22 protein-coding genes and 1 tRNA gene are annotated in these 26042 nt (G+C 48.7%); 10 read left to right on the top strand and 13 right to left on the bottom strand.

Going from position 1 to position 26042, the window contains the following annotated elements; all coding sequences use genetic code 11:
* Nucleotides 1-11 precede the first annotated feature (11 nt).
* The 4 genes from lysS (at nucleotide 12) to J3B89_RS05460 (ending at nucleotide 2856) form a co-directional block, all read left to right on the top strand.
* On the top strand, nucleotides 12-1532 hold the full coding sequence (gene lysS, locus J3B89_RS05475; protein ID WP_215396509.1) for a lysine--tRNA ligase: 1521 nt from the start codon (nucleotides 12-14) through the stop codon (nucleotides 1530-1532).
* A 246-nt stretch (nucleotides 1533-1778) separates the two neighbouring features.
* On the top strand, nucleotides 1779-2102 hold the full coding sequence (locus J3B89_RS05470) for a DUF883 domain-containing protein (RefSeq protein WP_215396508.1): 324 nt from the start codon (nucleotides 1779-1781) through the stop codon (nucleotides 2100-2102).
* A 9-nt stretch (nucleotides 2103-2111) separates the two neighbouring features.
* A complete protein-coding gene (locus J3B89_RS05465) occupies nucleotides 2112-2615 on the top strand; it encodes a hypothetical protein (RefSeq protein ID WP_215396507.1) in 504 nt (167 codons plus the stop codon).
* Nucleotides 2605-2856, top strand: a complete 252-nt coding sequence (locus J3B89_RS05460; protein ID WP_215396506.1) for a hypothetical protein — start codon at nucleotides 2605-2607, stop codon at nucleotides 2854-2856. The genes J3B89_RS05465 and J3B89_RS05460 overlap by 11 nt, the downstream gene beginning before the upstream one ends.
* A gap of 263 nt (nucleotides 2857-3119) precedes the next feature.
* On the opposite strand, the gene J3B89_RS05455 is transcribed toward J3B89_RS05460, so the two are convergent.
* The 6 genes from J3B89_RS05455 to J3B89_RS05430 all read right to left on the bottom strand — a co-directional run bounded on the left by J3B89_RS05455 (nucleotide 3120) and on the right by J3B89_RS05430 (nucleotide 13288).
* Entirely contained in the window at nucleotides 3120-4103 is a 984-nt protein-coding gene (locus J3B89_RS05455) for a sugar kinase (protein ID WP_215396505.1), read from the bottom strand.
* 3 nt (nucleotides 4104-4106) lie between these two features.
* A complete protein-coding gene (locus J3B89_RS05450; protein ID WP_215396504.1) occupies nucleotides 4107-5378 on the bottom strand; it encodes an MFS transporter in 1272 nt (423 codons plus the stop codon).
* The gene (locus J3B89_RS05445; protein ID WP_215396503.1) at nucleotides 5375-5722 is read right to left on the bottom strand and encodes a cupin domain-containing protein; all 348 of its coding nucleotides are present in this window, start codon (nucleotides 5720-5722) and stop codon (nucleotides 5375-5377) included. Before J3B89_RS05445 ends, J3B89_RS05450 begins: the two co-directional genes overlap by 4 nt.
* A gap of 13 nt (nucleotides 5723-5735) precedes the next feature.
* On the bottom strand, nucleotides 5736-7970 hold the full coding sequence (locus J3B89_RS05440; protein ID WP_215396502.1) for an alginate lyase family protein: 2235 nt from the start codon (nucleotides 7968-7970) through the stop codon (nucleotides 5736-5738).
* Nucleotides 7967-10186: a polysaccharide lyase 6 family protein gene (locus J3B89_RS05435; protein WP_215396501.1), complete on the bottom strand. Its 2220-nt coding sequence runs from the start codon at nucleotides 10184-10186 to the stop codon at nucleotides 7967-7969. The genes J3B89_RS05440 and J3B89_RS05435 overlap by 4 nt, the downstream gene beginning before the upstream one ends.
* A 72-nt stretch (nucleotides 10187-10258) precedes the next feature.
* Nucleotides 10259-13288 (bottom strand): TonB-dependent receptor, encoded by a 3030-nt coding sequence (locus tag J3B89_RS05430; protein WP_215396500.1) that lies wholly within the window; start codon nucleotides 13286-13288, stop codon nucleotides 10259-10261.
* 303 nt (nucleotides 13289-13591) lie between these two features.
* Here J3B89_RS05430 and J3B89_RS05425 point away from each other — a divergent pair, with 303 nt between their 5' ends.
* Complete coding sequence (locus tag J3B89_RS05425) at nucleotides 13592-14335, top strand: FadR/GntR family transcriptional regulator (RefSeq protein ID WP_215396499.1); 744 nt, start codon at nucleotides 13592-13594, stop codon at nucleotides 14333-14335.
* 93 nt (nucleotides 14336-14428) lie between these two features.
* Here J3B89_RS05425 and J3B89_RS05420 read toward each other — a convergent pair whose 3' ends face one another.
* Together J3B89_RS05420 and J3B89_RS05415 are read right to left on the bottom strand one after the other, a co-directional pair.
* A complete protein-coding gene (locus tag J3B89_RS05420; RefSeq protein WP_215396498.1) occupies nucleotides 14429-15616 on the bottom strand; it encodes an iron-containing alcohol dehydrogenase in 1188 nt (395 codons plus the stop codon).
* 267 nt (nucleotides 15617-15883) lie between these two features.
* The gene (locus J3B89_RS05415) at nucleotides 15884-16768 is read right to left on the bottom strand and encodes an alpha/beta hydrolase (RefSeq protein WP_215396497.1); all 885 of its coding nucleotides are present in this window, start codon (nucleotides 16766-16768) and stop codon (nucleotides 15884-15886) included.
* A 144-nt stretch (nucleotides 16769-16912) separates the two neighbouring features.
* Here J3B89_RS05415 and J3B89_RS05410 point away from each other — a divergent pair, with 144 nt between their 5' ends.
* From J3B89_RS05410 to J3B89_RS05400, 3 genes are all read left to right on the top strand, one after another.
* Nucleotides 16913-17056 (top strand): hypothetical protein, encoded by a 144-nt coding sequence (locus tag J3B89_RS05410; protein ID WP_215396496.1) that lies wholly within the window; start codon nucleotides 16913-16915, stop codon nucleotides 17054-17056.
* Between the two features lie 149 nt (nucleotides 17057-17205).
* Entirely contained in the window at nucleotides 17206-17553 is a 348-nt protein-coding gene (locus J3B89_RS05405) for a PadR family transcriptional regulator (RefSeq protein ID WP_215396495.1), read from the top strand.
* Nucleotides 17553-18497: an HAAS signaling domain-containing protein gene (locus J3B89_RS05400; RefSeq protein WP_215396494.1), complete on the top strand. Its 945-nt coding sequence runs from the start codon at nucleotides 17553-17555 to the stop codon at nucleotides 18495-18497. The genes J3B89_RS05405 and J3B89_RS05400 overlap by 1 nt, the downstream gene beginning before the upstream one ends.
* 32 nt (nucleotides 18498-18529) lie before the next feature.
* On the opposite strand, the gene J3B89_RS05395 is transcribed toward J3B89_RS05400, so the two are convergent.
* Nucleotides 18530-18603 (bottom strand) — tRNA-Gly (locus J3B89_RS05395).
* A gap of 350 nt (nucleotides 18604-18953) precedes the next feature.
* On the opposite strand from J3B89_RS05395, the gene J3B89_RS05390 reads away from it, so the two are divergent.
* Nucleotides 18954-19217, top strand: coding sequence for a hypothetical protein (locus tag J3B89_RS05390; protein ID WP_215396493.1), 264 nt, complete (start codon nucleotides 18954-18956; stop codon nucleotides 19215-19217).
* On the opposite strand, the gene J3B89_RS05385 is transcribed toward J3B89_RS05390, so the two are convergent.
* Together J3B89_RS05385 and J3B89_RS05380 are read right to left on the bottom strand one after the other, a co-directional pair.
* Nucleotides 19168-20214, bottom strand: coding sequence for a DUF5924 family protein (locus J3B89_RS05385; RefSeq protein ID WP_215396492.1), 1047 nt, complete (start codon nucleotides 20212-20214; stop codon nucleotides 19168-19170). The two genes, J3B89_RS05390 and J3B89_RS05385, sit on opposite strands and share 50 nt — an antisense overlap.
* 127 nt (nucleotides 20215-20341) lie before the next feature.
* Nucleotides 20342-22246, bottom strand: coding sequence for a propionyl-CoA synthetase (locus J3B89_RS05380; protein ID WP_215396491.1), 1905 nt, complete (start codon nucleotides 22244-22246; stop codon nucleotides 20342-20344).
* A gap of 174 nt (nucleotides 22247-22420) precedes the next feature.
* Here J3B89_RS05380 and arfB point away from each other — a divergent pair, with 174 nt between their 5' ends.
* Nucleotides 22421-22840, top strand: coding sequence for an alternative ribosome rescue aminoacyl-tRNA hydrolase ArfB (gene arfB, locus J3B89_RS05375; protein WP_215396490.1), 420 nt, complete (start codon nucleotides 22421-22423; stop codon nucleotides 22838-22840).
* Nucleotides 22841-22991: 151 nt separating this feature from the next.
* Here the strand turns inward: arfB and dbpA are convergent, their stop codons facing one another.
* Both dbpA and J3B89_RS05365 read right to left on the bottom strand, forming a co-directional pair.
* Nucleotides 22992-24374 carry an ATP-dependent RNA helicase DbpA gene (gene dbpA / locus J3B89_RS05370; RefSeq protein WP_215396489.1) on the bottom strand — a complete coding sequence of 461 codons (1383 nt, stop codon included), beginning with the start codon at nucleotides 24372-24374 and terminating at the stop codon, nucleotides 22992-22994.
* A 269-nt stretch (nucleotides 24375-24643) separates the two neighbouring features.
* Nucleotides 24644-25963 (bottom strand): amidohydrolase, encoded by a 1320-nt coding sequence (locus J3B89_RS05365; protein WP_215396488.1) that lies wholly within the window; start codon nucleotides 25961-25963, stop codon nucleotides 24644-24646.
* Between the last annotated feature and the right edge of the window lie 79 nt (nucleotides 25964-26042).

Below are 26042 nucleotides of genomic sequence, written 5' to 3'. Positions count from 1 at the left end.
GGAAACACACTATGTCTGACCAACAGCAACCACAAGAAGAAATTCAGGACGTAAATAAACTGATTGCTGAGCGAAAACACAAGCTGGCGCAATTACGTGAAGACGGTTTTATGTTTCCGAACGACTTTCGCCGTGACAGCATCTCCAGCGAAGTGATTGCCAAATATGACCATTTAAGCAAAGAAGAACTGGAAGCACAGAAAATTACCGTAAGCTTAGGCGGCCGTATTATGACACGCCGCATTATGGGTAAAGCCAGCTTTGTTACTATCTCGGATATGGGCGGCAAAATTCAGCTGTATGTCGCGCGCGACAGCCTGGCCGAGGGCGTATACAACGACCAGTTTAAAAAATGGGATTTGGGCGACATTATCGGCGCTACCGGCCATTTATTTAAAACCCAGACCGGCGAGCTAACGGTATGGCTAAGCGATATCCGCCTGCTGACCAAAGCCCTGCGCCCGCTGCCGGATAAATTCCACGGCCTTACCGATAACGAAGCGCGTTACCGCCAGCGTTACCTGGATCTTATCTCTAACGAGCAGTCGCGCCATACGTTTTTAGTACGCAGTAAAACCGTGGCCTATATCCGTAAGTTCTTTAATGAAGAAGGCTTTTTAGAAGTAGAAACGCCCATGCTGCAGGCTATTCCGGGCGGCGCTTCAGCGCGGCCGTTTGAAACGCATCACAATGCGTTGGATATGCAGATGTTTTTACGTATTGCCCCCGAGCTGTATTTAAAGCGTTTAGTGGTTGGTGGTTTTGAAAAAGTGTTCGAGCTTAACCGTAACTTCCGTAACGAGGGCGTATCAACCCGCCACAACCCGGAATTTACTATGCTGGAATTCTACTGGGCTTACGCCGATTACAATGACTTAATAGACTTAACTGAAAAGTTATTCCGCGGCCTGGCGCAGCATGTGCTGGGCAGCACTGAAGTGCCGTATCAGGGCGAAGTGTTCGACTTTGGCAAGCCGTTTGCGCGTATGTCGGTTACCGAATCGATTCTGCACTACAACCCAGAGATTACTAAAGAGCAACTGGCAACACGTGAAGCGGTAGCAGAGCTTGCTAAATCACTGGGTATTGAAGTAAAAGCCAACTACGGCCACGGCCGTATTTTAATGGAAGTGTTTGACGAGCTGGTAGAAACCAAGCTGCGCCACCCAACTTTTATTACCGAATACCCGGCAGAAGTGTCGCCACTGGCACGCCGTAACGACCACAACCCGGAAATTACCGACCGCTTTGAATTCTTTATCGGCGGGCGCGAGCTGGGTAACGGTTTTAGCGAGCTGAATGATGCTGAAGATCAGGCTGAGCGTTTCCGTGAACAAGTCGCGCAAAAAGACGCCGGTGACGATGAAGCCATGTTCTACGATGAAGACTTTGTAACGGCGTTAGAGCACGGCTTACCGCCAACGGCAGGTCAGGGTATCGGTATCGACCGTCTGGTAATGTTACTGGCCGACGCCGCCTCAATCCGCGACGTTATTCTGTTCCCGCATATGCGTTTGCACCACGACAAGTAACTCTTTCAACTGATGAAAAAGCCAGGCTGATGCCTGGCTTTTGCATTCTGATACCCGGTAAAGATTACTGATAGTGGGTAACTTCTACAGTTTATGCTGCTGTTTTGCCACGCTGAAAAAACAATAAAAATCTAATAAGCATCTGTTTTAATTATTTTATTCTATACTGGTATGGCCATTGCATTTACCTTATTGGCATATTGCAGCATTTTGCTGCTTTCCTCGTGTTAACCAAGGAGACATATTATGGCTACTTCACAAAGCGCTACAGCCCAGACTTCTGGTACTACCAACAGCGGTTTAAATTCACCGGTAACAACCAAAGCCAGTGAAGCCGCGCATCACGCAGTTGATGCCATGGCGGTAAAAGCCGCAGTGGCAGAAGATACGCTGCGTAAAACCGCAGCCAGCTCGCAGGAAACTCTGGCGCATAAGCAGGAAGAAATTAAACAGCAACTGCAAAGTACCTACAGCAAAGCGCACGAGTTTGCAGCGCAAAACCCGATAGCAACTGCTGGTATTGCTTTTGTTGCCGGTATGCTGGTTACAGCCTTGCTACGTCGCTCTTAAGGTTGTCGCATGCAAAGCCGCGAAGCTTCCGGGGCGCCTTCAGGGGCGCCAGGCCACGCTGCTGAGCAACAGCAGGCCACATCAGAGCCAACTAAACCGCAAAAGCCACTGGCCGAACAAACACTGGACCAACTGGCAGAAATGGCAGCCCTGAGTTTGTCGGTGAAGCAACGTTATATTGGCCAGGTAAAACTGGCCGGTAAAACGGCTAAAGCAGAATGGCAGTTAACTGCGCGCAGCCTGACGGTTGCTGCAGCACTGGTGGTGTGCTTTGGTGCTGGCATGATTTTACTCTGGGGCAGCATTTTGCTGTTGCTGGGTTATGTGTTGTTGCAGCTTACCAGCTCAGTTTTTATTACCGCAGCAGCATTACTATTGTTGCAGTTTGCGTTGTTGTTCTGGTGTTGGCGCAGTTTGGGCCATGTGTTGTTGCAGGTGGGCTTTTCACATACCTGGCAACAAATACGCCGTTTATTTTTTGCAGCTGAAGAGGAAGATAAAAATGCTGATTGATCAGTTACTGATAAAGCAGCGAATGAAGGTGGCTGACCTGGCAGAGCAAGGGCGGCAGCAACAAAAGCTGTTGCTGGCTGAGAGCTGGCTGCTTGGTCAGCGTGCTAAATCTTTTATCGGTTCGGCTCCCGGCTTAATGCTTAGCTTTAGCGTTGGTTGTTTATTTCAGCTACGGCATAACAGCGCGGTAAAACTGCTGCGCAGTATTGTTGGCTTTCGCTGGATAACAAAGTGGCTTTAGTAGCACTGTATGGCTGAACCGCCGTTAAGCCCCACCAGGTTGCGGCATTACGCTTCTACCAATGCAATGCAGCTGTTAGCTGCATTGGCACTTGCCTACACCTTTTACTTTTGCCGCTGAATATCATTGAATCACAGCTTATTACACCGTTAGTGCTGGGAAAACGTTTTAATATAAACCCACTGCTGCCGGTGATCTGGATGTTTATCCGGGGCTGGATCTGGGGCGCAGTAGCGGAAGTGTCTGCCGACTCCTGTTGGTTTTTATCTCCTGCTGAAATCGGCATCCCGAAATTGTTTGGCTGTATAGGCTAGCTTGCTTTTCTCAGTTGTCATCAGTGCTTCAAAGCTGGCGCGTGGCGTAATAGCTCCTTTATGCCGGATCACTTCGCCAGCGGCTATTGAGGCCAACGTAACTGCCTCGGTGATACTGCTCCCTGTTAAGCGGGCGCCCAGGTAAACTCCGTTAAACGCATCTCCGGCCGAGGTGGTGTCTACCACCTTGCTTACCGGGGTAATAGTTACCGGCGTGACTTGTTGCTCAGCCAGGCAGTAAACGGTGTTTTTGCCATCTTTAATTACTAGCTCCGTGATGTTAAATGGCGCACAAAACTGTTGTACGGTTTCAAGGGATGTTAACTGATACAACTGGGCAAAGTCATCAATACCGGGGAGGGCAATATCTGCTATCTGCCAGGCGAGGGCGAATTGCTGTTTGGCGTCTTCAGCATTCTGCCATAGTCGCGGCCGATAATTAGGGTCAAACACCATCACGACTCCGGCTGCTTTTAGTGCGTTTAATAATTGCCACAGGGCAGGGCGCTGTGCTGCGGGTATAATTGCCAGCGAAATGCCCGAGAACACTAGCATATCGCCTTTGCTAAACTGGCTGAGCAGCGCCTGATCAATAAATTGCATCATGTGGCGCGCCGCCGAGTTTTCGCGCCAATAGGTGAAGCTGCGCTCACCTTTATTATCTGTTTGAATTGCATACAAACCAGGCACCTTTGTTTGTGAACGAAAAACGTTAGCTGTGCCCAGACTTTCCTGCCCGAAAAACTGCAGCATATCATCACTAAAACTATCCACACCGATAGCCGTAATAAGCTGCAACTCGATTTCGGGAAACGCGCGTTTTAAATAAACAGCGGTATTAAATACATCACCGGCAAAGCCCTGCCGGATCTGGCCGTCTGCTAAACGCTGCAGCTCGATCATGCATTCACCTATCACGAATACTTTGTTCACGGTTTATGGCTTCCTTAGCACAGGGGTGATCGGGCCGGCAAACCAGATAGCGGCCAGAGCCAGCGGACATAATAGTGCGCCTAAAATAAAGAATGGTACATAGTTGCCACCTTCGGTCATCATTGGCACCAGTTGGATAGTGATAATCACACTCACCACTGCCGAGGTACCGCTAATGCCGGCCAGTGTTCCGACAGTTTTACCGGAGAAATAATCACTTGGTAATGTTTGTATATTGCCAATAGTGGTTTGAAAACCAAAAAGAATGACTGCAATTAACAGCATGGCCAGCATCGGTGTTGCGGCTACGGCGCTAAACAGCAGAGCCGGTAGCATGATGCCACAACCGAGCGCAATGGCGGTTTTTCTGGCAAAGTTAACTGAGTAGCCACGTTTTAACAGGTGACCACTGAACCAGCCGCCAAAGATTGCACCTATAGCTGCGCCAACATAGGGTACCCAGGCAAAGGCCCCAATTTGTTGAATATCAAAGCCAAACTTTTCATTTAGATACAGTGGTAGCCAGGCGACGAACAGCCACCAAATGGGGTCTACAAAAAAGCGTGCGCTAATAACGCCCCAGGATTGGCGATGTTGTAATAGCTCCCGCATGGTTGGTACATATTCTGGTATTACGTCCTCGGCGATTTTGTGTGGTTGGCCACTGAGGATATGAGCTCTTTCTTCAGGTGTGATCCAGGGGTGGGTATCAGGCGCTGATTTGTAAATAATTAACCAGGGAATTATCCATAAAAAACCGAGTACACCAATTACAATGAAGGTGGCTTGCCAGCCCAGGAAGGCATAAAGCATGGCAATAAAAGGGGGCGCTATTATCGAACCCAAAGAGGCTCCGGCATTAAAAATGCCTTGTGCCAGGGCGCGTTCACGTGCCGGAAACCACTCCGCGTTGGCTTTGGTGGCACCTGGCCAGTTGCCTGCTTCCCCTAAGCCAAGCAGCGCCCGGAAGATGCTAAAAGACAGAACGGTAGTAGCCACCGCATGCAGAGCTATTGATGCCGACCAGACCATAATAGACAGCAAAAAACCAAAGCGGGTACCGATAGCGTCAAAAATTTTACCAAATAACGATTGCCCTATCGCATAGGCGATCATAAATACGGTAATAATATTGGCGTAATCGCTTTTATTCAGCCCTAAATCTTCTGCAATACCCGGCCACATTACTGCCAGCGCAGAGCGGTCAATATAATTAATCACAGTGGCCAGGGCGACTAAAGAAACAATAATCCAACGTAAATGTTTAACTATCATTCTGCTACCTCTAAAAAGTCTTCCCGCGGTGGGCTGAAGGTATCAATCAAAATACCGCCAGTAGGACAAACGGCGCCGTGCTCAACAAAAGGCGGTATAAAGAAGCTGTCACCGGCTGTTAGTACCTTAATCACCCCGCCGACATTAACATGGAACTCGCCCTCTACCACGTATGACACCTGAGAATGGCGATGGGCATGCACATAGCCTTCAGCACCTTTATCAAACCAGATTTTGACCGCCATTAATTCTTCGTTAAAACCGAGCATTTGCCGTTTTAAACCGCCGCCCAGGTCTTTTATTTCACTTTCTTCACCAAATGAAAAATGTGCAGACTGTTTCATACTGATCTCCTGTTTACTCTGTTGCTTGCAGTAGCGCAAAGCGGCCACTGAAGCTATAACGCTTGCCATTTAGCGTGAACTGGCTGTTAGTTGAATCCTTAACGCTATCTGTGCGATAGGCCAGCAGGAAGCGGCGCTGATCAACAAACTGTAAATCAATGATCTCGATGTTTTTTATGCTGGTAGTGTGAATGGCCAGTAATTTACTGTTGGCATCTAAGGTAAATTCCTGCGACGGGTTATATTCGCCGTGCGGTTCTAACACACTGATAAAACGCTGCTCATGGCTGCCGTTGCTGCGTAAAATAAAGGCCCGTTCGTTACGCAGGTTATTGTTTGGATCATTTGCCCCTAATTGGGTGAACAACACCTGTAAATTGGTGCGGTTTAATGTGTTTAAGGTATAAAAGCGGCCATTATCATTGAGCCAGGTGATCTTCGCTAATTCAGCATCAGGCTTACCGGTGGCAGTTAGCCACAGATGCTGATAGCCATTGGCCTTGCCCAGTGCCTGCATCTGTTGCAGTGCTGTGTCACGGGCAAAGTTAGTTTCAATTAACTGACCGTTATAATGTACCGGTAAATCAAATTGCTTGTCGCTTTGTGCCTGGGCGGTCAGAATGTCGACCACCAAGGGTAGGCTGCTGTCTGGCAGGGTGAGCAGTGCTATGGTCCGGGTAAAGCTGGCATCTTCATAGGCAGTATCAATACTGGCCGAAGCGATACTGCCATGCACATTTTTGGCAAAGAAGTGTAAGGTTGGATGATGTTTATTACCGGTGGCGGTATTGCCATTAAAATGACTTTGTTCATTCACCACCAAGGTATTGTGCGCGACGGTTTGCTTAGCCCAGCTTTCGTTTTCATCCAGATAACGGCCACCGTTTTTGGCTTCCACGTTCAGAAAACGTGCCGCGCCATAGTCGGTAACAATCTCGGCACCGGCATCGTAAAATTGCCAGTTCAGCTTGTCAAAATGGCCATGACCCAAACCCTGCGCTGTAGCCTTAAATACTAACGCGGCCGGTTTGGGGGTGGCGCTGCGCATCACCACTAAGGCACCTTCATTCCCTGCCGGGCCATCGCCATAAGCAACACTGTTAAAGCGGTAAGAGGTGGCTTTGTTGTTGCTCAGGTCGCGTGCGACTTTCAGGCCATCACCGGTTAACAAGATGGTATTTTGGCGCTGTGCGATATCTAACAGGCTGGTGTCACCGGTTAAAGCATATGCCATAGCCACACCGGTTACTAATTCGATAGTGTCGATACCTTTATCTTTAAGGGCATCATTCAGCGGAAAGAACAGGCCGTTGTAGCTTAACTGGATTGTGGTATCAATGGCTTTTAACAACACACCATCACGATAGCCAAAAATATCCAATTCCGGTTGGTTCACCTGAATAGCTTTGGCGAAGGTAACAAAAGGCAGCAGAGCATAACGTTGGTAATAGGGACCCTCGTTATAATAACCTTGCGGGGAAAACAGTACCTGTAGTTGACGTAAAAACCCGCCTTTGCCTGATTTGTTCAGATCCAGTAGGGCCATTTCAACCCACTCTGGCTCAGACAGTACATAGCCCGTCATGCCGACAGCCGCGGTTGCCCAGGTACCGTGATTGTGAACTTTGTTGAAGGTTTGCGGTGACTCAACCGATAAAAACCTGGCCACCGGGCGGATAATGCCCTGTTCAATCGTGTGGCGTTCATCGGCACTTAGTGCGTTATAAATAAGATCATAAGCCTGAATGGTATAGACCAACCACACCGCTTCATTTAACCCTTGCCAGAATAACTTACCGACATTACTGCTTCTACGCATGGGGTGCTGTGGCAACGTTGGATAAAGCTCGGCATATTGCAGCAGCATATCGCGTACATAGCCGGCATAGCGCGCTTGCTTGGTTAATTGAAACACAATGGCGGCGTCATACATTAACATGGCATTCTTCTTGTGCCGTTCGTGGGTATAGCCCCCGCCGGCATCCTTGGGTAACGGCACGTCAATATTGAAGGTTAATTGCTGATCAATACGGTTTTTGGTTTTTTCAAAGGTGCGGCTAAATAGGCCCGGTGTTTTAATGGCCGCCCGCATCTCAACGATATCAGCTTCGGTTAACACTAAATTAGGATGGGGTCGGGCGGCTGCCGCATTAGTCCAGCACAGCATAGCAACTATCAGCAGCAAGGCTGTCAGTTGGCAAACCTGCCGCCAGACGGTGCTAAGTGCTGTCAGATTAACGTTAATCATTTTTTGGGTACCTTTGCAGAGATAACTTGTGGTTGCGGGGTGTTTGTAAAGCGGTTAGCGCGCAAACGGGTGATGGGCTCGCCAAGTGTTTCCACGACAGCCACTTTGGCTGAATCTATAAAAGTATTATTTTTAATTTCAGATACCTGGGCACCATGCAGCCAGAGGCTGGCTTGCTGGCTATTGCGGCTACTTAAGCTGGTATTGTGTAGTTTATTTTCACTGAAATAGACTTGCGGGCCAAAGGTGCTTTCATCGGTACCTCCCCGGTATACTTTGAGCAATGCGCCGCCTACATCGCTAAACTGATTTTGCGCTGCGGTGAAATACTCAACGTTGTAGATGCCTAAATCGTCGGTTTCTTTATCTAAACGAAATAGGTCGCCACTGATGTTGGCAAAGCGGTTATGGCGAAGGGTAATTTCGTCGGCGAACGAATGGCTACCGGCGTCAAAGAAATGAAAAGAATGATTGATATTTAATTGCTCAATCTGACAGTGCTGCATAACAAAACGATAATTACGCAACATACCAGATTTGCTAGTACGGATTAGGGTATTACCGGCTGCATCCGGAGCAGATTTACCGTTAATATGTAACCGGTCTAATTTTAAGCTGCCGCCGTTTGTAATCTCAAATAAGCTGCTTCGTTCCGGATATAGGGTTACCTGCGCATTGGCTGCGGCTTTAATGGTCAGGGTGGTTGCAATCTGCAGCACGCTGTTAACTGAGTAGTTGCCACTTTGCAGTTCCAGTACATCACCATCTTGTGCTGCTGCAATAGCCTTAGTGAGAACGTTATCACCCGGCACCACGGATATGATGTTGCCGGAGTCAAAAGGTGTGATGGCGGTAGGTTTGTCGTACCAGGCGGGGCCTGTCGCTTCCTTGCTAACCGGTACCAGCCCCGCTGATACGCCAAAACGGGCTAAGGTGGGATCAGTTGGATAAAGTAGGCCATTGGCAGCGCGCTGTAAGGTAATCGGCGTGGCCTGAATGCCTTTAAGTGGTTCGCCTTGCGTCAGCGGGTTAGTTACATTGTTGCTAAAGGCCAGGCCACTGATATCATCAAGAATAGTGAAAGGAGATCGCTGATTTTGCTGGAAAAATAAATTTCCCCGTACGCTACTGTCGATAGGTACAGCACTGCGTTCTGCATCGCTACCAGCAGCAAGATAGATATTATCGACATTGATAAAGCTGTTTTGGCTGATTTGTGCATTTACCACCTGATGATAGCGATTAAGTGGCGAGTCCGGTACACCGTTCATAATAGTAAAGCCGCTACCAAAACGATAACCGGTTAGGCTTTCCATATAGTTATTGCGAATTACCTGGTCGCGGTTAATTACCCGGATGCCGCCGGTATGGGGTTCACCATTTCCAAAAAACACGTTGTCTTCAACAATGTTACCATTGCCATGTCGCAGCGTGAGTGTGCCGCGTGAAGCAAAGAACGTATTGTTGCGTAGCGTATTCTTACCCGACTTAACCGAGATAATCTCAACTTCACCGTTACAGCGGTCAAAATAATTGTTTTCAATCAGGGTATTGGAGTCACTCATCGAGTAATGGCTGGTACCTATACGGATAGTCTCAGCGCCATTTGAGCCTAGCGGTGGGCGATGGCCAAAGTAATTGTAGTCAATCCGATGCTGATTTTGCTGGCTTTGTTCACTATCCAGTCGAACCGCCAGTGTGACGCCTTTATTGTGTTTTCCCACTAAGTAGTTATGGTCAAACCGATTATTTTTGCCATACAGCGCAACCCAATAGTCACTTTCATGCCGATCCGGGTTGCTGTAATTGTCGATCACCACCTCGGTAACTCTGGAGTGGTTGGCCAGGTGGTGTTTGTTACGGCGAAATGAGATAACTTCGTTGCTGGGGGTATAACCGTCTTTAAACACCAGGCCGGAAACAACAAGATAGTTTCCTGCTAAGCGCAGGTTAGACTGGCCGGATAAAATCACCTTACCTTTAGTTTGTGCCGTTAAGGTAATAGGCGCTGCAGCTGTGCCTTCGCCAGTGAAAATAATTTCAACATCACGCCACACACCATTTTTTAAAATGATGGTGTCGCCAGGCCTGGCCGCACTGACCGCTTGATCAAATTCCGCTTTGTTGGCAACCAGATGCTCTGCTGCCGTGGCGGAGAACAGGCTGCACCAGCCAAGGAGCATGCCAATGAGGTATCTTAACTTTGTATTTTTCATATTAACCATATGCTGTGATTTAAGAAAAAAGCACCTATTAGGGGCGTAATGGGTGCTGATACCGTCATGTATTTAGAACACCGTTTTCAGGCTTAGGAAGTACTTAGGCCCCGAACTGGAAATTAATGTTGGGGTGTTGCTGGCACCGCGTATCATATATTGCGGTTCATCTGTAACATTTAATACCTGGAGCGAGATGGAGGTGTTTCTTGTTAGCTTATATTTCGCGCTGAGGTCAACATAGTTGAATGGCTCAACATAACGGTTGGATGCCGATCCGGTATTGGGCTGGAAATATTGTGAGCGATATTTGTACAGTGCTCGCAAAGAGAGCCTTTTGCCCTCCCAGTAAATTGAACCGGAGAACACATCTTTAGATAAACCAAAGACGTTGGCTGGTTCAACAAAACCATTCTGTACCAGTACGCCATTCTCATCATAAACGTCACCAAAGGTACCGTCCTGGTTTTCAAATGACGAATTCGCATAGTTATAAGATAATTTCACACCTAAACCGTCAAAAGGTGCGGGTAATTTAATAAAGTTATGCTGAGCACTGATTTCGAAGCCCCGCAAGTAGCTGCGATCGTCTGTATAACTGCCGGTAGCTAATTGTACATTGATCGGTTGACCATCTATTACCAACGTTTCTTCAAGCATGACATCACGGAAATTAGCTTCAAATTGCTTGCCATAAAAGGCAATTGACATGGCCGTATCTCTTGATGGATACCATTCAAACGATAAATCAACATTATTTGACATTAGAGGCGTTTGATAAGGATTGCCACCACTCACCTGTCGAATCAAATCATCAGGATTGGTAATGGTTTCTTCATTATTGACATTGATATTACGGCCTGCACTCATTTCCAGTAACTGTGGTCTGGATAGTGCGCGATAAACCGCGGTGCGGATCAAAAAAGTATCAGTGTAATGAAAGGTAATATTGGCACTGGGCAGGAGGTCGATAGTATCGTTTTTGATATTAAACTCTTCGAGATCGCCAGTAGGCTCAAGAGTCAATGAACCTGTACTACTAGATACGATATGGTAGCCAGAACGTATACCGTTGGAATCGATTTTGGTTTGTACTACGCGTAAACCAACATTACCTGAAACAGGTAGTCCAAATAGCTCAGTTTGTAATCTGGCCATCATATAAGCGGCAGTAATAGATTCAACAATATCAATGTCACCGGTACTGCGCCGGTCGGCATAAGGTCCGATATCAGTAAAGGAGCCATCTGCATTTACCCCCGACAACGCACCGAAGCCGCAGCGGCCGTCTAATTGCGCAAACTGACCGCCCTGAAAGCCATTACCGGATTCACTGCTCAACCATTTGGGATTGTTCCAGTCAATAAAGCAGTTGTTAACTACCCCATTAACTAAGGTTGTATCACGCGTGGCAAACTCACTCACTTCGGCACCGGTGAGGGGGTTAATTGCCCGGGTGGCATCTAAATCGGAGAATAATTTCTCTTTAGAATATCGAACACCGGTTTGCAGGCTAGAGAATATTTCACCGCCTAAATAGTATTCTAAATCAAAGCGAATGGCAGATAAGCGATCATCGCGCTCTTCCATCAAGCGCCTATATCTCGCTTCTGGGCCAACGTTATTATTTAACGGTGCACTCCAGGAGGCCAGATTAGTTGGATCGAAGGCGGTGCTGCTGTCATATCCCACATCTTCCGGGCTGTTCCAATTTGCATCTAAAAAGGTTAGCTCAGTTAACCGGTGCTCACGATTATCAAGGCTATATTTCCAGTAGCCGTTGGTTATCACGCGTGATTGCCAGTCGGTGCGGTTCCGGAATGATTTAGAGTAAGAAATATCCGTTGAAAGTTTTAAATTGTCCGTTAAGTTATGCTCAATATTTAAACCCCAGCCCGTATAGGTTTCATCCTCACTACGAAATAACCCCTGCGTTTCCATTCTGGAGTCACCTTCGCGGTACAACAGGTTAAATTCGTCATCTATTACATGATTACGTAGGTTGCGGCGGGCACTAGTGATGACAAAATCGTGCCGATCTTCAGTATAACGGTTGTTAGAGTAGGCAATATCGAAGTTAATGTTCCAGGCATCGTTAGGCTGCCATTGAAAGGCGCCGACGTAAGCATCACGCTGATCTTGTTCTTCCTGGTTGCGGTAAGTCCAGCTTGATGGTGTTAGAAAGACTGAGCTGCGATCATAATCGCCAATATTTTCACGTGTCACGTTAGTGTTTGTGCCACTGCTGTTGCTGTTACAATCATTAACAGTGCGCAGCGCCGTGCCGTCGGCTAATCGGGTTGCACAAGAATACATGGTCGAACTGGTCAGCATACTTTCTTCCGGGTTAGAGGAATCAGTACGTTGATAACCGGCCGTAATAGCAAAGTTTCCTAAGGCGTTGTTATTCAGTTGTTTGACAAAAGAGGCGGTGATCTGATTACCCAAGCCATTTTCGCCCTTAGTGTGGGCTGTATGATTGTTGTAGATCCCCTGTAATTCAAGTGAAACGCGATCTTTGCCGAAATCCAACGGGCGCAGAGAGTCGATATTGATAGTACCGGCAACGCCACCTTCAACTAAATCAGCTTGCTGTGATTTATATACCACTACTTTGTCAGAAAACTCAGAAGGGAATTTTTTGAAGTTTACCGCCCGGCTATAGCCGGCACTGGTTATCGTTCTGCCATTAAACGTATTGTAACCTAAGAAGGGGCCCAACCCGCGGATAGACATTTCAGACGCACTACCTTTACCACGGTGGCCAGATACGCTGGTGATGTTTTCGATAACATCCGAAATAGATAAACCGGGTAAATCGCCGAAATCCGAAGCAGCAATAGAATCGGTGATCGCTTCGGTGTTTTTCTTCAGCGCTAACGAGCGTGTCATAGTGGCACGCATACCTGATACCTGAATAATCTCTACATCAACATCTTCAGTTTGTTGCTGGCCATTGACTGCAGGTGTTGGCTCTGGAGTCTCTTGTGCCACAGCTGGCATAGCGAGTGTTGCCAGCAGAGTCGAACAGACAACCCATTGTGTGGTACGGATGCCACGACTTGCGGCACAGATCCCTATACTTAATTTACTTAGCTTCATGTCTATCCCCGGTTTTTATATATTGCGATTTAATCGCTTTAGTTTTAACCATCATGCGTTGAGTAGAATCTAACCAATATCTCATTTTATGTCAACCAAGATGTATTACCAATATCTGGCTTATGTTTGCCTTTTGTTATTACCAGTTTGAGCGGGGCTGCCAGCGTTGAAGTGATGTGTAGCTCTTCGCTACAAAATAGTGATTTTGTTTTTGCTTACGACTTTTTTAGTCGCTAATATGCATCGTATATAAATGCACGATACTAATGCACGATATTGGTTAGACAATGTGAGAGAGCCGTTATGAAAAGCCGACGAATGTTTTGGCGCATCGTAGATGAAATAGAAGCGTTAATTGATAATGGTAATTTTGCGGTAGGAAGCCGCTTGCCCCCAGAACGCGAGTTGGCCGAAAAATTTGATGTCAGTCGGCCTACGATCCGTGAAGCGATCATTGCATTGGAAGTGCGGGAAAAGGTTGAAGTAAAAACGGGTTCAGGTGTTTATGTATTAGAAGGAGCGCTGAAAGGCGCGAAACAGCCTGTTGTTAATGCCTTTGAGTTAACCCAAGCCCGAGCCTTGGTTGAAGGTGAGGTTGCGGCGTTAGCTGCAGTGAGCATTACTGATGATGAGTTAACACGCTTGCATGACACCTTAGTAATGATGCAGGAGCGTGGTGATACCGAAGAAGCGGATCGGCTATTTCACAGCATTATTGCCGGTGCAACGCGCAATGGCGCTATGATCCTGTCGGTAAGTCAGTTATGGTCATTGCGCGAGTCGACGGCCGCTATTATTGATGATTATGCCAGTGTCTGTAGCAAAGATAGTCATCTGACCTTAGAAGAGCACACTGCCATCTATAATGCGTTAAAAGCGCGTAACCCGGCAGAAGCCAGGGTAGCAATGCACAATCACTTTAATCGGCTTATCAATACGTTATTTGATGCAACTGAAGCCAGAGCACTGGAAGAAATTCGACGCAAAAACAACGAAAAACGCGGTTTATATTCGATCACTAATCTGGTAAAACACACCGCACAATAACTGCAGGCTGGCGGCATGGCTTTTAGGAGGCCCTGTCGAAGAACGGCCTCCCGCTGTTGCTTACATACAACCTCTTTAGAACAGGTTGCACCGTTAAGCCATTAACTTGTACATGTTAATTACATCTTCTTTGTTGATGGGTCTGGCACCGGCTGTGGTTTCAGTACCTTTTATTGGAAACATGCGGACAACATCTTCAGCCATTTGCTCAAACTTGTCGTTTGGAATACCCACATCGGTTAAGGTTAGGTAAGAGCCTGTGCGCTTAAACCACTCTTTTACTTTAACTGGTAATAACTTAGCTGCAATTGCATCATCCTGTTCGGTTACACCAAAACAGCGCCGGGCCAGTTTTGCCCAGCGGTGTGGCAGGGCATCTGACATATATTCTAAGTAAGCCGGCATAACTATTACCATGCCTTTGCCATGCGGTAAATCATAGTGCGCGCTTAGCGGCATTTCGATTGAATGCATCGGGATAGAACCTAAGCGGCCTAAGGCTTGTAAGCCTGACCAGCCAAATTGTGAGCATAGTGCTAACTGCATTCTGACTTCTAAGTTGCTTAAATCCTCCAATATTTTATCCAGATTGTCGATTAAGCATAAAATCATCGCCTCGGTCATGCGGTCGGCAAAGTCTGATTCATCTGGACTAGATAAGTAATGTTCAATTAAATGCGAGAAGATATCTAAGCAGCTGTCCTGTGTTAAGCGGCGTGGTACCGATTTTAGGATCTCTGGATCAACAATGGCGACTTTTGGTAAACGATAAGGGGAGCGGGAGAAACTTTTTTCATTAGTTTCAGCGTTTTGAATTACTCCACCGGCATTGCTTTCAGAGCCAGCTGCTGAAATAGTTGGGATTGAAATAATCGGGAAAGCTCCGGTATATTCGCGGGGTGTTCTTTCACCCAGCACGACATAATCCCAGGACTTACCACCAGAGAAGGCGGTGGCTGCAATGTATTTTGAACCATCTATAACACTGCCGCCTCCTAAGGCAATAACCAGATCGCATTTTTCGGCGTTGAATATTTCAATTGCTTTATCAATGGTTTGAGCGCGAGGGTTAGGCTCGATACCGGTAAATAGCACAACGTCTAAGCCTGCAGCTTTCAGTGAGGCTGATACCGTTTCAATAACGGGATCTAACGGACTGCCTTTTTCATAGGTAGCTATCATGGCCTTCTTACCGTATTCGGCGGCAATTTTACCGACTTCCTTCAACCGGCCTGGGCCGTATATTAGCTTAGTTGGGAAACTCCACTCAAATGGCGACATTGTATTACCTCTCGTTGATCAAGCTCAGCAATCTTATAGCGATATGCACTGGTTTCATGTTTATGTCTGTTGTTGCCAAACAGTTATCAAACGTTAGTAGTCGAGTGATTAAAACAGGTTATTGGCAAACTCACTAAATGGTTAAACACCAGATATGACATGGTTGGCTATTAAAGTAGGCCTTGCAGATTTAATTGTCAACCAATTTATCAGTATTGGTATTACATTGTTTGTTGATTTGGTAAGCTATCTATTGTGTATTATGTGTTAAAGCCCCAAGGAGTCGAGAAATTGCATGGACATGTTGGTGACTTCCCGGTTTCTGTCTTTAGGAAAGCGGCCATGGGCACCACCTTCAACTGTGACAAACTGATTTCTCACCCCCATCTCATCCAGCTTCTTATGTAAATCCACAGATTGCTGGTATGGCACTATCGGGTCGGCATCTCCGTGCACAGTAAACACTGGCGGGCTGTCAGGTTTGATATGCGTGATCGGCGAAACTGAGCGACGAAACGCCAGATCGTCTACGCCTTCACCCAACCACATCACCGCCGACCGGCTGGTGTGTTTGCCGTGTGCCCAGTCCCCCACATCTGCAATACCATATTTGTTAATGATGGCGGCCACGCGAATTTCCTGTTCCACAGCAGGACAGTTGCCGTCAAAACGTCGGTCGTTACCCAACAAGCCGCCCATCAAAGCCAGGTGACCACCGGCAGAGCTGCCGGTAAAGACAATTTTTTGGGTATCAATATTCAGATCAGGAGCATTGTTGATCAGGTAAATCAGCGCACAGCGCACGTCTTCAACGGCGGCTGGCGCTGGAGCCACCTGAACCAGGCGGTAGCTAATGTTGGCTACCGCATAGCCACGACGAAAGAAGGAACCGAAGCCTCTTTGGGATTCCTTGCGGCCTTTATTCCAACCACCGCCGTGAATATTGATCACCACCGGTGTCGGTGCTTCACCGCGCGGCGGCAGATACAGGTCCATTAATCCTTGCCAGTTATTTATTTCAACATATACCTGATTGAGCTGAGCCTTGTAACCATCCGGGTACTGAACCGGTTGAAATTCCTCAGCCTGTAAGCCACGGGCATTTAGCAGCAGGGCTATCAGTAACAAGATACTTAATAGAATCTGGAACATCGTATAAATCCCCTTTTAGTATTACCAATTGTTATTATCAATTATGCGTATGCCACCATATTGTGTAATACATGTCAATGCGAATTGGTTATATTTTGTGGGTTGGGGCCACGATGCTCTTGGTCTGTTCAACAAGTAGGGGTATTGATCGCTGTTCTGCTGCTGGTATGCCTGAAAATTATTGCCAGCCACCTGGATATAGCGCCAAATTGGTTAACACTGCTGGACGATAAAACAGTTAGCTATACCTCTGCCATAGCCATAGCTTGCTTTAGCTCAGCTTTCTGATACTAAACTCCCCCAACTAACTGAAAATAATCAGCTTATTTTTTATGCAATTTTTCTTTGCGTTAATGGCTTGCTTTTATACTGTGTGGCACCTAGTATATTGCTGTGTGTCGCACAGTATGTGGTGCACAGTATAGGAAGCAAAGGTTATGACAACTGCACAACTGGATAAAATGCGGCTGGAACTGCGCCGCGGCGTGCTGGTGCTGGCGGTATTAGCATCGTTAAAGCAGCCACATTACGGCTATTCGTTGCGTAAGCAGCTGCAGGATGGCGGCATTGATATTGATGAAGGCACTTTATACCCGTTAATCCGCCGTCTGGCCGAGCAAGGCCTGCTCGACAGCGAATGGCAGCAAGGGGAGGGACGCGAGCGGCGCTACTATCAGTTATCAGAGCTGGGCACACAACTGCTTAGCCAGCTAACGGACGAGTGGCAGCAACTTAATAATTCCCTTAGCAATTTGCTGGGCACGGCATCACAGGAGACAAAATAATGGAACTGGTTAAGCGTTATATCGCTGCAGTGCAGCGTGAATTACCCGAAGTAAAGCGCGACGAAATTGGCCGCGAGTTAAACGCCAATATTATGGATCAACTGGATATGTTGTCTGAGCAGCAAGGCGGGCTGGCAGACACTGATATTGCCGCAGTATTAAAGCAAATGGGCCACCCGCGTGAGGTAGCGCAGCAGTTTGTACCGCCGCAGCCACTGATTAGCCTGCACTATATGCCGGTATATCGTTACACCTTGTTTATGGTACTGGGCATTTTATTTGTGCTGCAGATAGTTGGCAGTACCAGTGCCTGGCTGGCAGGTGATTTTGGCTTGTTGTTGTACCTTAAAAGTGTCGCCAGCGGTTTTCTTAAAGATGGTTGCTTTGCTTTTACTGCGATCACTATTACCTTTGCGCTGATGTCAGTTGATACCGCTAAGGCCACTACCTCGCAAAACGATAACTGGCAGCCGCAGCAATTACCGGATGCGGGGCACAGCTGGCAGCATATTTCACTGCAGGACATCTTTACCGATCTGGCAACCTATGTATTTTTACTGATCGTGATCTGGTATCCGCTATGGTTGTCGCCGGAGCAATTGGCCAACAGCAGTTTTTTGTTTACCGACAATGCGCATCAACTATTAAAATGGGCTAGCCCACTGGCGCTGCTGGGTATTGCAAGCAGCTTGTGGCAGTTGCGTAAGCGATTTTGGAGCCAAACCATGTTGCTGGGTAATATTGTACTGAACGGCGCTTTTGTCGCAGTAATATTGATGCTTGCTGCCAGCGACCCGTTGTTAAAACTGGAACCTGAAGTGTGGCAAGGCGTATTGCAGCTAGAGCAACTGGAACGCGTTGCTGTTACCGGTCTGGTGATCACTGCCATGTTTCCGCTGTGGGAAGTAGTGCGGGACATACTGCGGTTGCGTAAATTAGCCTGATGTTTTGCAGTTGGCCGCCTGCAGGCGGCCACTGGAGCGGGTGGCGGGAATCGAACCCGTGTCTAAAGCTTGGGAAGCTTTCGTTCTACCATTGAACTACACCCGCAGCACATCACAGTGCAAAACAGAGGCTAAATTACTGTAATGCCGGTGTGGCCGTCAACTGTCGGAAAATACTTTTCTATTTGTACCTGTTACGTCGCGCCTAACGCAGGTGCGTGGATTGAAACGCATTGGCCAATCTGTAGTAACCCAAATTTTAAACCCGTCGAATTCGATGGGTTTAAAGCACAAGCTGGGTTAAATAATTTTATGGCTTAAAAGAATGGTGGCTTTAGTCTTTGGGGGCGATCAATTTACTTTGGCAAAGGTAAATAACCAACATCTGTTTGCATACAGCGTGGTTATACGTAATGCTATCGGCAGAATACTATTATATTAACCGGGGGCACAACGATGCGGCTGTTTTTATATTGCTTATTATTGCTACCCATTGGCATGGCCCAGGCCACGCCACAATTTACCCAGGCGGAATGCCAGATGCTAAATGAACAGCGGCTTGAGATCCGCAGGCAGTTGCGCCAGCCTTATAACCCTGATCATGGCCAGCAGTTGCAGGCGCGGCTGAAGGAGCTTGAGCAGTTACTAAAACAACATTGCCGCAAGCCGGTTAAAAACCCGCCTGCGGTTGTAGCGCCGGTGCAGCAGCCGTTACTGTAAAGCGGGCCAGGCCGATAAGCTGTTCTGATTCTGTTACTACTTCTACCCGCCATTTACCTTCAGCGTTGGCCGGAAAATTCAGCTTGTGGCTCCAGGCACGATAACCGCTGGTGCTGCCGCCGGTGATATTCAGTTTAATACGATCTACCTCTTTGCCATTGTGCAGCCAGACATGAAATATTTGCTCGTTAAGGCCACGGGGCACGGTTACTGCGGTAAAGCTGTATAAGCCTTGCTGCTGTAAATCGTGGTTGCTGATCTGGCTGATATTGTTGCCGGGCTTGCGTTGCTCGTAATCCATTTCGTGCGACAGGGTTATAGCGTTAAGGCGCAGTGCTGCCGGGGGCACCCAACTGCGTAGTTGCCATAAACCGGCGCTAAGTACGGTAAGTAAACAGAGTAAAAACGGCACCCGCCACCAGCGGCCAGCCGGCATTATTGCGCCCAGGCTGGGTAAACTCAGTAATACGGCAATACCCAAGGCGGCAGCCATACTTTGGCTGGTGGTAAGCTGCATTAACACCGGCAGCACAATTAACAGCACCACAAACAGCGCAAAAGCATGGAACACCACAAACACTGTGCGATGTGGAGCCAGCTTTTTGTAGTACAGCGGGTCTACCACTGATACCAGCGCACAAAAAATAATCAGTACGGTAAAGGCTGCCTGGCCGTGGTGCCAACTGGTAACGGCAAGAAAAAACGGCAGGGCGAAAAACAGGCTTTCCTGGTGCACGGTTTGCAGGGCAAAACGTACCAGAACAGGTGATAAGGTGATGCCAAAACGTTGCTCTATGCGCTCGCGCAGCCAGTTGTCCAGCAACAGCCACAACCAGCTTAGCAATAAAAATACCGCTATCAGCTGGGCCAGTGATTCTTTGCGTTCAACCAGAATATAGCTGGCTACACCACCGGCAAAGGCCAATATTGCCATTAAACCCGGCCAGCGCTGCATAAAGGTAATGGTTTTGTGCATCAGGTTTACTGGCGAAATCATCCGGGCAACCGCTCCTTACTGCCCGCCGGGGCGGCGCAAATTCAACCTAATTCAGACGGTGTAGCATAAGCTGTTTAGCCGCTTAATTGCCAGCGCAGATTGAGCATGGCTGCGCTGGCTTGACGGATCAGGCCTGGCTAATCAGGCCCTTGAATGCCATAAGCTGGGCAATTTCAGCAATGCTGGCCGGATCGTCTATGGTAGACGGTATGCTGTATTCGCTGCCTTGTGCAATTTGCCGCAGTAATTTACGTAGAATTTTGCCGCTGCGGGTTTTGGGCAGGCGTTTTACTACTATGGCTTTTTTAAAGCAGGCCAGGGCACCTATTTCCTGCCGTACCATGGCAACCAGCTCAGCTTCGAGTATGGTTTCATCAATATCAATACCATTTTTCAGCAATACCAGCGCCAGCGGTTGCTGGCCTTTAATGGCCTCGTAAATACCAATCACACAGCATTCGGCAATTGCCGGATGGTTAGCAACAATTTGTTCCATTTCGCCGGTAGATAAGCGGTGCCCGGCAACGTTGATCACATCATCTGTGCGGCCCATAACAAACAGATAGCCGTCTTCGTCGATATAACCGCCATCGCCGCTGGCGTAGTAACCGGGAAAACTGTCCAGATAACCGGCAACAAAACGCTCGTCGTTACCCCAGATAGTGGTTAAACAGCCCGGTGGCAGTGGCAGAGCCAGGGCAATAAAACCCTGTTCATTCGCGCGCAGGGCTTTGCCGTTGTCGTCCAGTATTTGTACGTTAAAGCCCGGCACCGGCACAGTAGCAGAGCCGGGTTTGGCATGCATTAACTCCAACCCGGCCGGGTTGGCGGCAATGGGCCAACCGGTTTCAGTTTGCCACCAGTGGTCAATCACCGGTTTTTGCAGTTTTTCAGCTACCCACTGGTAAGTGGCCGGGTCCAGCCGCTCTCCGGCAACAAACACGGCGCGCAGGGCCGATAAATCGTAGCGCTGCAGTGCCGCTTCAGGGTCTTCTTTGCGAATGGCCCGAAACGCAGTAGGTGCGGCAAATAAAACATTAACCTTATACTCGGCGCATACCCGCCAGAAGGCACCGGCATCGGGGGTAAACACTGGTTTGCCTTCATACAATACGCTGGTGCAACCGGCAATAAGCGGTGCATAAACAATATAAGAGTGGCCCACTACCCAGCCAACGTCAGACGCGGCCCAGAATACATCGCCCGGTTTGGCGTTATATACCGCCTGCATACTGTAATTAAGCGCCACCGCATGGCCGCCGTTGTCGCGCACTACGCCTTTGGGTTTGCCGGTGGTGCCGGAGGTGTACAACACATATAACGGATCGGTAGCTTTTACCGGTACGCAGGGTGCGCTTTCTGCTGCGGCCATGGCCTGGCGCCAGTCCAGATCGCGGCCGTCCTGCAGGCTAGCCAGCAGTTGTGGCCGCTGATAAATAATACAGTGTTGTGGTTTGTGCACGGCTTTGCTGATGGCGTCATCCAGCAGGGGTTTGTAGGCGATAAGTTTACTGATTTCTATACCGCAGGATGCGCTTACCACGACTTTGGGTGTGGCATCGTCTATCCGCATGGCCAGCTCATGGGCTGAAAAACCACCAAACACCACCGAATGTATGGCACCTAAACGTGCTACTGCCAGCATGGCAATAGCAGCTTGTGGGATCATTGGCATATAAATTACTACGCGATCGCCTTTGCTCACGCCCAACGCTTTTAATACCCCGGCAAAGCGGGCCACTTCATCGCGCAGTTCGCGGTAGCTGAATTGCTGCTTGCTGTTAGTTACCGGCGAGTCGTAAATCAGTGCGGTTTGTTCACCACGGCCTTGCTCAATGTGGGTGTCCAGCGCCAGATAAGCGGTATTAAGCACGCCATCGCTGAACCACTGGTAATGATGCGTATCTTGTTGCCGTAAAATAGTACGCGGTGTTTTATACCAGTTTAGTTTAGCGGCCTGCTGCTGCCAGAACGCTTCAGGGGCGTTAATAGCACGTTGATATTCATTGTGATAGGGGCTGGTACTGGCCATGTTGGTATCCTTACGTCGGTAGTGGTAACGACAATGGCATTACTGTAGCTAAAAATTGCAGTTAACGAACTTAGACTTAAGGTGCATAGACTTTAGGCGTAGGCCGTTAAACTTGTGTCACGGCGGTGCTTGTGGTCTGATCGGAGTATTAACGCAGCAACCTGTAGCAATAGCATGGCAATTCAGATTTCAGGTAGTGTGGTTCTTAATGATCATGAGCTGGAATGGCAGTTTATCCGCTCCAGTGGTGCCGGGGGCCAGCATGTGAATAAGGTGTCTACGGCGGCGCAGCTTATTTTTGATATTAATGCCAGTAGTTTGCCGCAGTTTTACAAAGATAAGCTGTTGGCAAAATCAGATCACCGCATTACGCAAAGTGGCAAAATTATTATTAAATGCCAGCAAAGCCGCAGCCAGGAGATGAACCGCGAGCAGGCCCTGGCGCAGTTTATTGAGCTGGTGCAGTCAGCCGCCAGGGTAGCAAAAAAACGTATTGCTACCAAAGCTACCTATGGCAGCCAGCAGCGGCGGCTGGAACATAAAAAGCAGCGTGGTGCTACTAAGGCTTTGCGCCAGGGGAAACCGCAGATCTAGTGTGCAGAACGGTGAGAGGTTTATGCGCGAACCGGTTAGCCCACGCAAACACGCCGTAAATACCTCCCTGTAGGCTCGATTCAGGCATCCATGCCTTCAACGGTTCGCTTAGGGCAAACCGGTTCTTACTCCGGCGGCAATGGCGTCGTTATTACAGCGCCCGGGCGCGGATACTTTTACCTTTAATTTTGCCCTGTTGGATTAACTGCAGTGCCAGCTTTACGGCTGTGCGTTTTACCGCAACAAAGCTCCAGATATCGTGCAGTTGAATTTTACCTAAGTCATCATTAGTCAGTTGCTTGCTGGCGGTGAGGGCGCCGACTATGTCACCGGCACGGATTTTATGTTTTTTACCACCATCCAGTTGCAGCGTGGCCATTAATGGTTTGGCTGGTTTTAACGCGGCGATATCGACAACCGGCAGTTCAGCGGTGTCAATTTTAATACCTAAGCCATCTTCCAGCGGGATCAGTTTACCGGCATCAGCGGCGGTAAATAAACTCAGCGCAATACCACTTTGGCCTGCGCGGCCGGTGCGGCCAATACGGTGGATATGGGTGTCGGCATCGTGCGCCAGCTGGTAGTTGAATACCGCATCTACACTGCTGATATCCAGGCCACGGGCGGCCACGTCGGTTGCCACTAAAATACAGGCACTGCCATTGGCAAACTGCACCAGAGTTTGATCGCGGTCTTTTTGCTCCATATCGCCATGTAGTGCCAGTACGCTAAAACCGTAACCGAGCAGGGTATCGGCAACGTCTTGTGTTTCGCGCTTGGTATTACAAAACACCATACTGCTTTGGCCCTGATACTGCAGTAATAAGGCACGCAGTGCACTTAAGCGGGCGCTGTTGTCGGCCACCTGAAAAAACTGCTGCTGTATGCTGCTGGTGTTGTGCTGCTCTGCTACCGTTACCTGCAGCGGGTTAGTTAGCAGGCGCTCACTTAGCCTGGCAATAGCAGTAGGATAGGTGGCGCTGAATAACAGTGTCTGGCGTTTAGCCGGAGCTTTGGCAATAATATTATCTAAATCGGTTTGAAAGCCCATTTCCAGCATGCGGTCGGCTTCGTCCAGCACCAGCGTGGTTAAGTCGTCCAGCTTTAGCCGGCCTTTGTCTAAATGATCAACCACCCGGCCCGGCGTACCGACAATAATATGGGCGCCGTGCTCCAGTGAGCCGATTTGCGGGCCAACAGGCACACCACCGCACAGGGTAAGAATTTTAATATTGTGAATACTGCGCGCAAGTTTACGCAGCTCTGCCGCCACCTGGTCGGCCAGCTCGCGCGTGGGGCAGAGTACCAGTGTTTGCACACGGAAATACTTAACATCTAATTTAGCCAGCAGGCCTAAACCAAAGGCGGCCGTTTTGCCTGAACCGGTTTTTGCCTGGCCGATAACATCCTGCCCGGCCAAAATTGCCGGCAGAGCCTGCGCCTGTATGGCTGTCATGCTGCTGTAGCCTAAATCGTTAAGATTACTGACTAAGGCGTCGGGTAAATTCAGGCTGGAAAAACAGGTGTTGCTCATGCTGGTGCTCCGCAAAATAAAAAACTGCGGGCCTTGGCCTGCAAAAGGGGCGGCATTGTAGCAGAATGGTGCGGCTTTGCATTAGTTTGATGGTGAAAAAAGCAGCTAAGCCTGATGATGTAACTCGCTGCCATCGGTTTGTTCACGCTAACACGCCGTGAACCCATCCATGGGGGCTCGACTCAGGCATCCATGCCTTCAACGGTTAGCTTAGAGCAAACCGATTCTGCTCTGTTCGGATATAACCTGCGATGTGTCTTTTAATGACATCATTGCTTTGGCATTAAATCCAGCAAGGCGATCACAGTGGCTTCTACCCCTTTGGTTACCGCTGGCTCAGGGCTGATTTTAAACAGCGGGCTGTGGTGGCTGGGTACTGCCGGGCCACCAGCTTTCTCGGCTGCAAAAGCTTCAGCCGGTGTGCCGCCTACGGCAAAGTAAGTGCTGGGGATATACGGCTTAGTGGTAAAAAACGGGAAGTCTTCTGCGCCCATGCCTAAGCGTTTGTAGTTTTCATCAAACACCGGCTCGCCCATTTTGGCCGCCCAGGCTTTTTTCAGCCGTTGTGTCAGCGGAATATCGTTTACAGTAGGTGGGGTGGGCTCGTCGGTAATACGTACTTCTGGCAGTTTATCTTCCGGCAGACCGGCTGCCCGGCCCAGGTTTTCAGCAACCCGCTTAATGGCGGCGATTAAATATTCCCGCGTTTCCCAGTTGTCGTTACGCACGGTTAGCTGTAAATGGGCTTTGTCAGAAATAATATTGTGCTTGGTGCCGCTGTGAAAAGCACCTACGGTAATTAATGCCGGCTCTTTTGGTGCCACTTCACGGCTGACGATAGTTTGCAGTGCCAGCACAATTTGTGCGCCGAGCACTATAGGGTCTTTACCGCGGTGCGGGCTGGCACCGTGGGCCCCCACGCCGTGCACAATAATATCCACGCTGTCTACGCCAGAGTATGGCGAGCCTTCTACTGCCACAATTTTGCCGGTTTCAATTTCAGATGAAACATGAAACGCCAGTGCGTAATCGGGTTGGCCAAAGCGGCCCCAGATATTGTCCTGCATCATGCCTTTGGCGCCGCCAACCCTTTCTTCAGCCGGTTGGCCTACCAGCATCAGGGTGCCGGACCATTGATCTTTCATCGCGGCCATACGCCTTGCTGTGCCTACCAGGCTGGTAATATGTACGTCGTGGCCACAGGCATGCATAACATATACTTCGTTGCCGTCCCAGTCGGTTTGTTTTGCTTTAGAGGCATAAGCCAGGCCGGATTTTTCTTCTACCGGCAGGCCATCCATATCGGCACGCATCATTACCAGCGGGCCGGGGCCGTTTTTCAGCATGGCTACCACACCGGTTTTGCCTACGCCTTCGGTAACGTCAAAACCGGCATCACGCAGCTCTTTTGCCAGACGCTTAGCGGTTTGGATTTCCATATGTGACAGTTCAGGGTGTTGGTGGAAATGGGTAAACAGCGCCCCCAGATGTTGCTGGTAATCTTGCTTAATTTGTTCAGCTAAGGAGGTTGCCGCAACAGCACTGAGGCTGCTAAAGCAAAGTAAACTGGCCAGAAGCGTTTTTTTCATTGTTATACCGCCGTTAAGTTTTAAAGACGTTATCAACTTAACGGTGCTATGAAAAAAACTCCAGCCTTTGCGACCAATG

It is taken from the genome of Rheinheimera oceanensis (genome assembly GCF_018831085.1).
Taxonomy (GTDB): Bacteria; Pseudomonadota; Gammaproteobacteria; order Enterobacterales; family Alteromonadaceae; genus Alishewanella; species Alishewanella oceanensis.
Note: the sequence above shows the minus strand (reverse complement) of the source record. Positions and strands in the feature narration are given on the sequence as shown.

Excerpts from the sequence above, each read along its gene's own strand:
- J3B89_RS05400 (WP_215396494.1), top strand. The coding sequence starts at position 17,553 with ATGGAACTGGTTAAGCGTTATATCGCTGCAGTGCAGCGTGAATTACCC.
- J3B89_RS05450 (WP_215396504.1), bottom strand. The coding sequence starts at position 5,378 with ATGATAGTTAAACATTTACGTTGGATTATTGTTTCTTTAGTCGCCCTG.
- lysS (WP_215396509.1), top strand. The coding sequence starts at position 12 with ATGTCTGACCAACAGCAACCACAAGAAGAAATTCAGGACGTAAATAAA.
- J3B89_RS05430 (WP_215396500.1), bottom strand. The coding sequence starts at position 13,288 with ATGAAGCTAAGTAAATTAAGTATAGGGATCTGTGCCGCAAGTCGTGGC.
- J3B89_RS05445 (WP_215396503.1), bottom strand. The coding sequence starts at position 5,722 with ATGAAACAGTCTGCACATTTTTCATTTGGTGAAGAAAGTGAAATAAAA.
- arfB (WP_215396490.1), top strand. The coding sequence starts at position 22,421 with ATGGCAATTCAGATTTCAGGTAGTGTGGTTCTTAATGATCATGAGCTG.
- J3B89_RS05440 (WP_215396502.1), bottom strand. The coding sequence starts at position 7,970 with ATGATTAACGTTAATCTGACAGCACTTAGCACCGTCTGGCGGCAGGTT.
- J3B89_RS05420 (WP_215396498.1), bottom strand. The coding sequence starts at position 15,616 with ATGTCGCCATTTGAGTGGAGTTTCCCAACTAAGCTAATATACGGCCCA.
- J3B89_RS05465 (WP_215396507.1), top strand. The coding sequence starts at position 2,112 with ATGCAAAGCCGCGAAGCTTCCGGGGCGCCTTCAGGGGCGCCAGGCCAC.
- J3B89_RS05460 (WP_215396506.1), top strand. The coding sequence starts at position 2,605 with ATGCTGATTGATCAGTTACTGATAAAGCAGCGAATGAAGGTGGCTGAC.
- J3B89_RS05365 (WP_215396488.1), bottom strand. The coding sequence starts at position 25,963 with ATGAAAAAAACGCTTCTGGCCAGTTTACTTTGCTTTAGCAGCCTCAGT.
- J3B89_RS05415 (WP_215396497.1), bottom strand. The coding sequence starts at position 16,768 with ATGTTCCAGATTCTATTAAGTATCTTGTTACTGATAGCCCTGCTGCTA.
- dbpA (WP_215396489.1), bottom strand. The coding sequence starts at position 24,374 with ATGAGCAACACCTGTTTTTCCAGCCTGAATTTACCCGACGCCTTAGTC.
- J3B89_RS05425 (WP_215396499.1), top strand. The coding sequence starts at position 13,592 with ATGAAAAGCCGACGAATGTTTTGGCGCATCGTAGATGAAATAGAAGCG.
- J3B89_RS05435 (WP_215396501.1), bottom strand. The coding sequence starts at position 10,186 with ATGAAAAATACAAAGTTAAGATACCTCATTGGCATGCTCCTTGGCTGG.
- J3B89_RS05385 (WP_215396492.1), bottom strand. The coding sequence starts at position 20,214 with ATGATTTCGCCAGTAAACCTGATGCACAAAACCATTACCTTTATGCAG.
- J3B89_RS05390 (WP_215396493.1), top strand. The coding sequence starts at position 18,954 with ATGCGGCTGTTTTTATATTGCTTATTATTGCTACCCATTGGCATGGCC.
- J3B89_RS05470 (WP_215396508.1), top strand. The coding sequence starts at position 1,779 with ATGGCTACTTCACAAAGCGCTACAGCCCAGACTTCTGGTACTACCAAC.
- J3B89_RS05405 (WP_215396495.1), top strand. The coding sequence starts at position 17,206 with ATGACAACTGCACAACTGGATAAAATGCGGCTGGAACTGCGCCGCGGC.
- J3B89_RS05380 (WP_215396491.1), bottom strand. The coding sequence starts at position 22,246 with ATGGCCAGTACCAGCCCCTATCACAATGAATATCAACGTGCTATTAAC.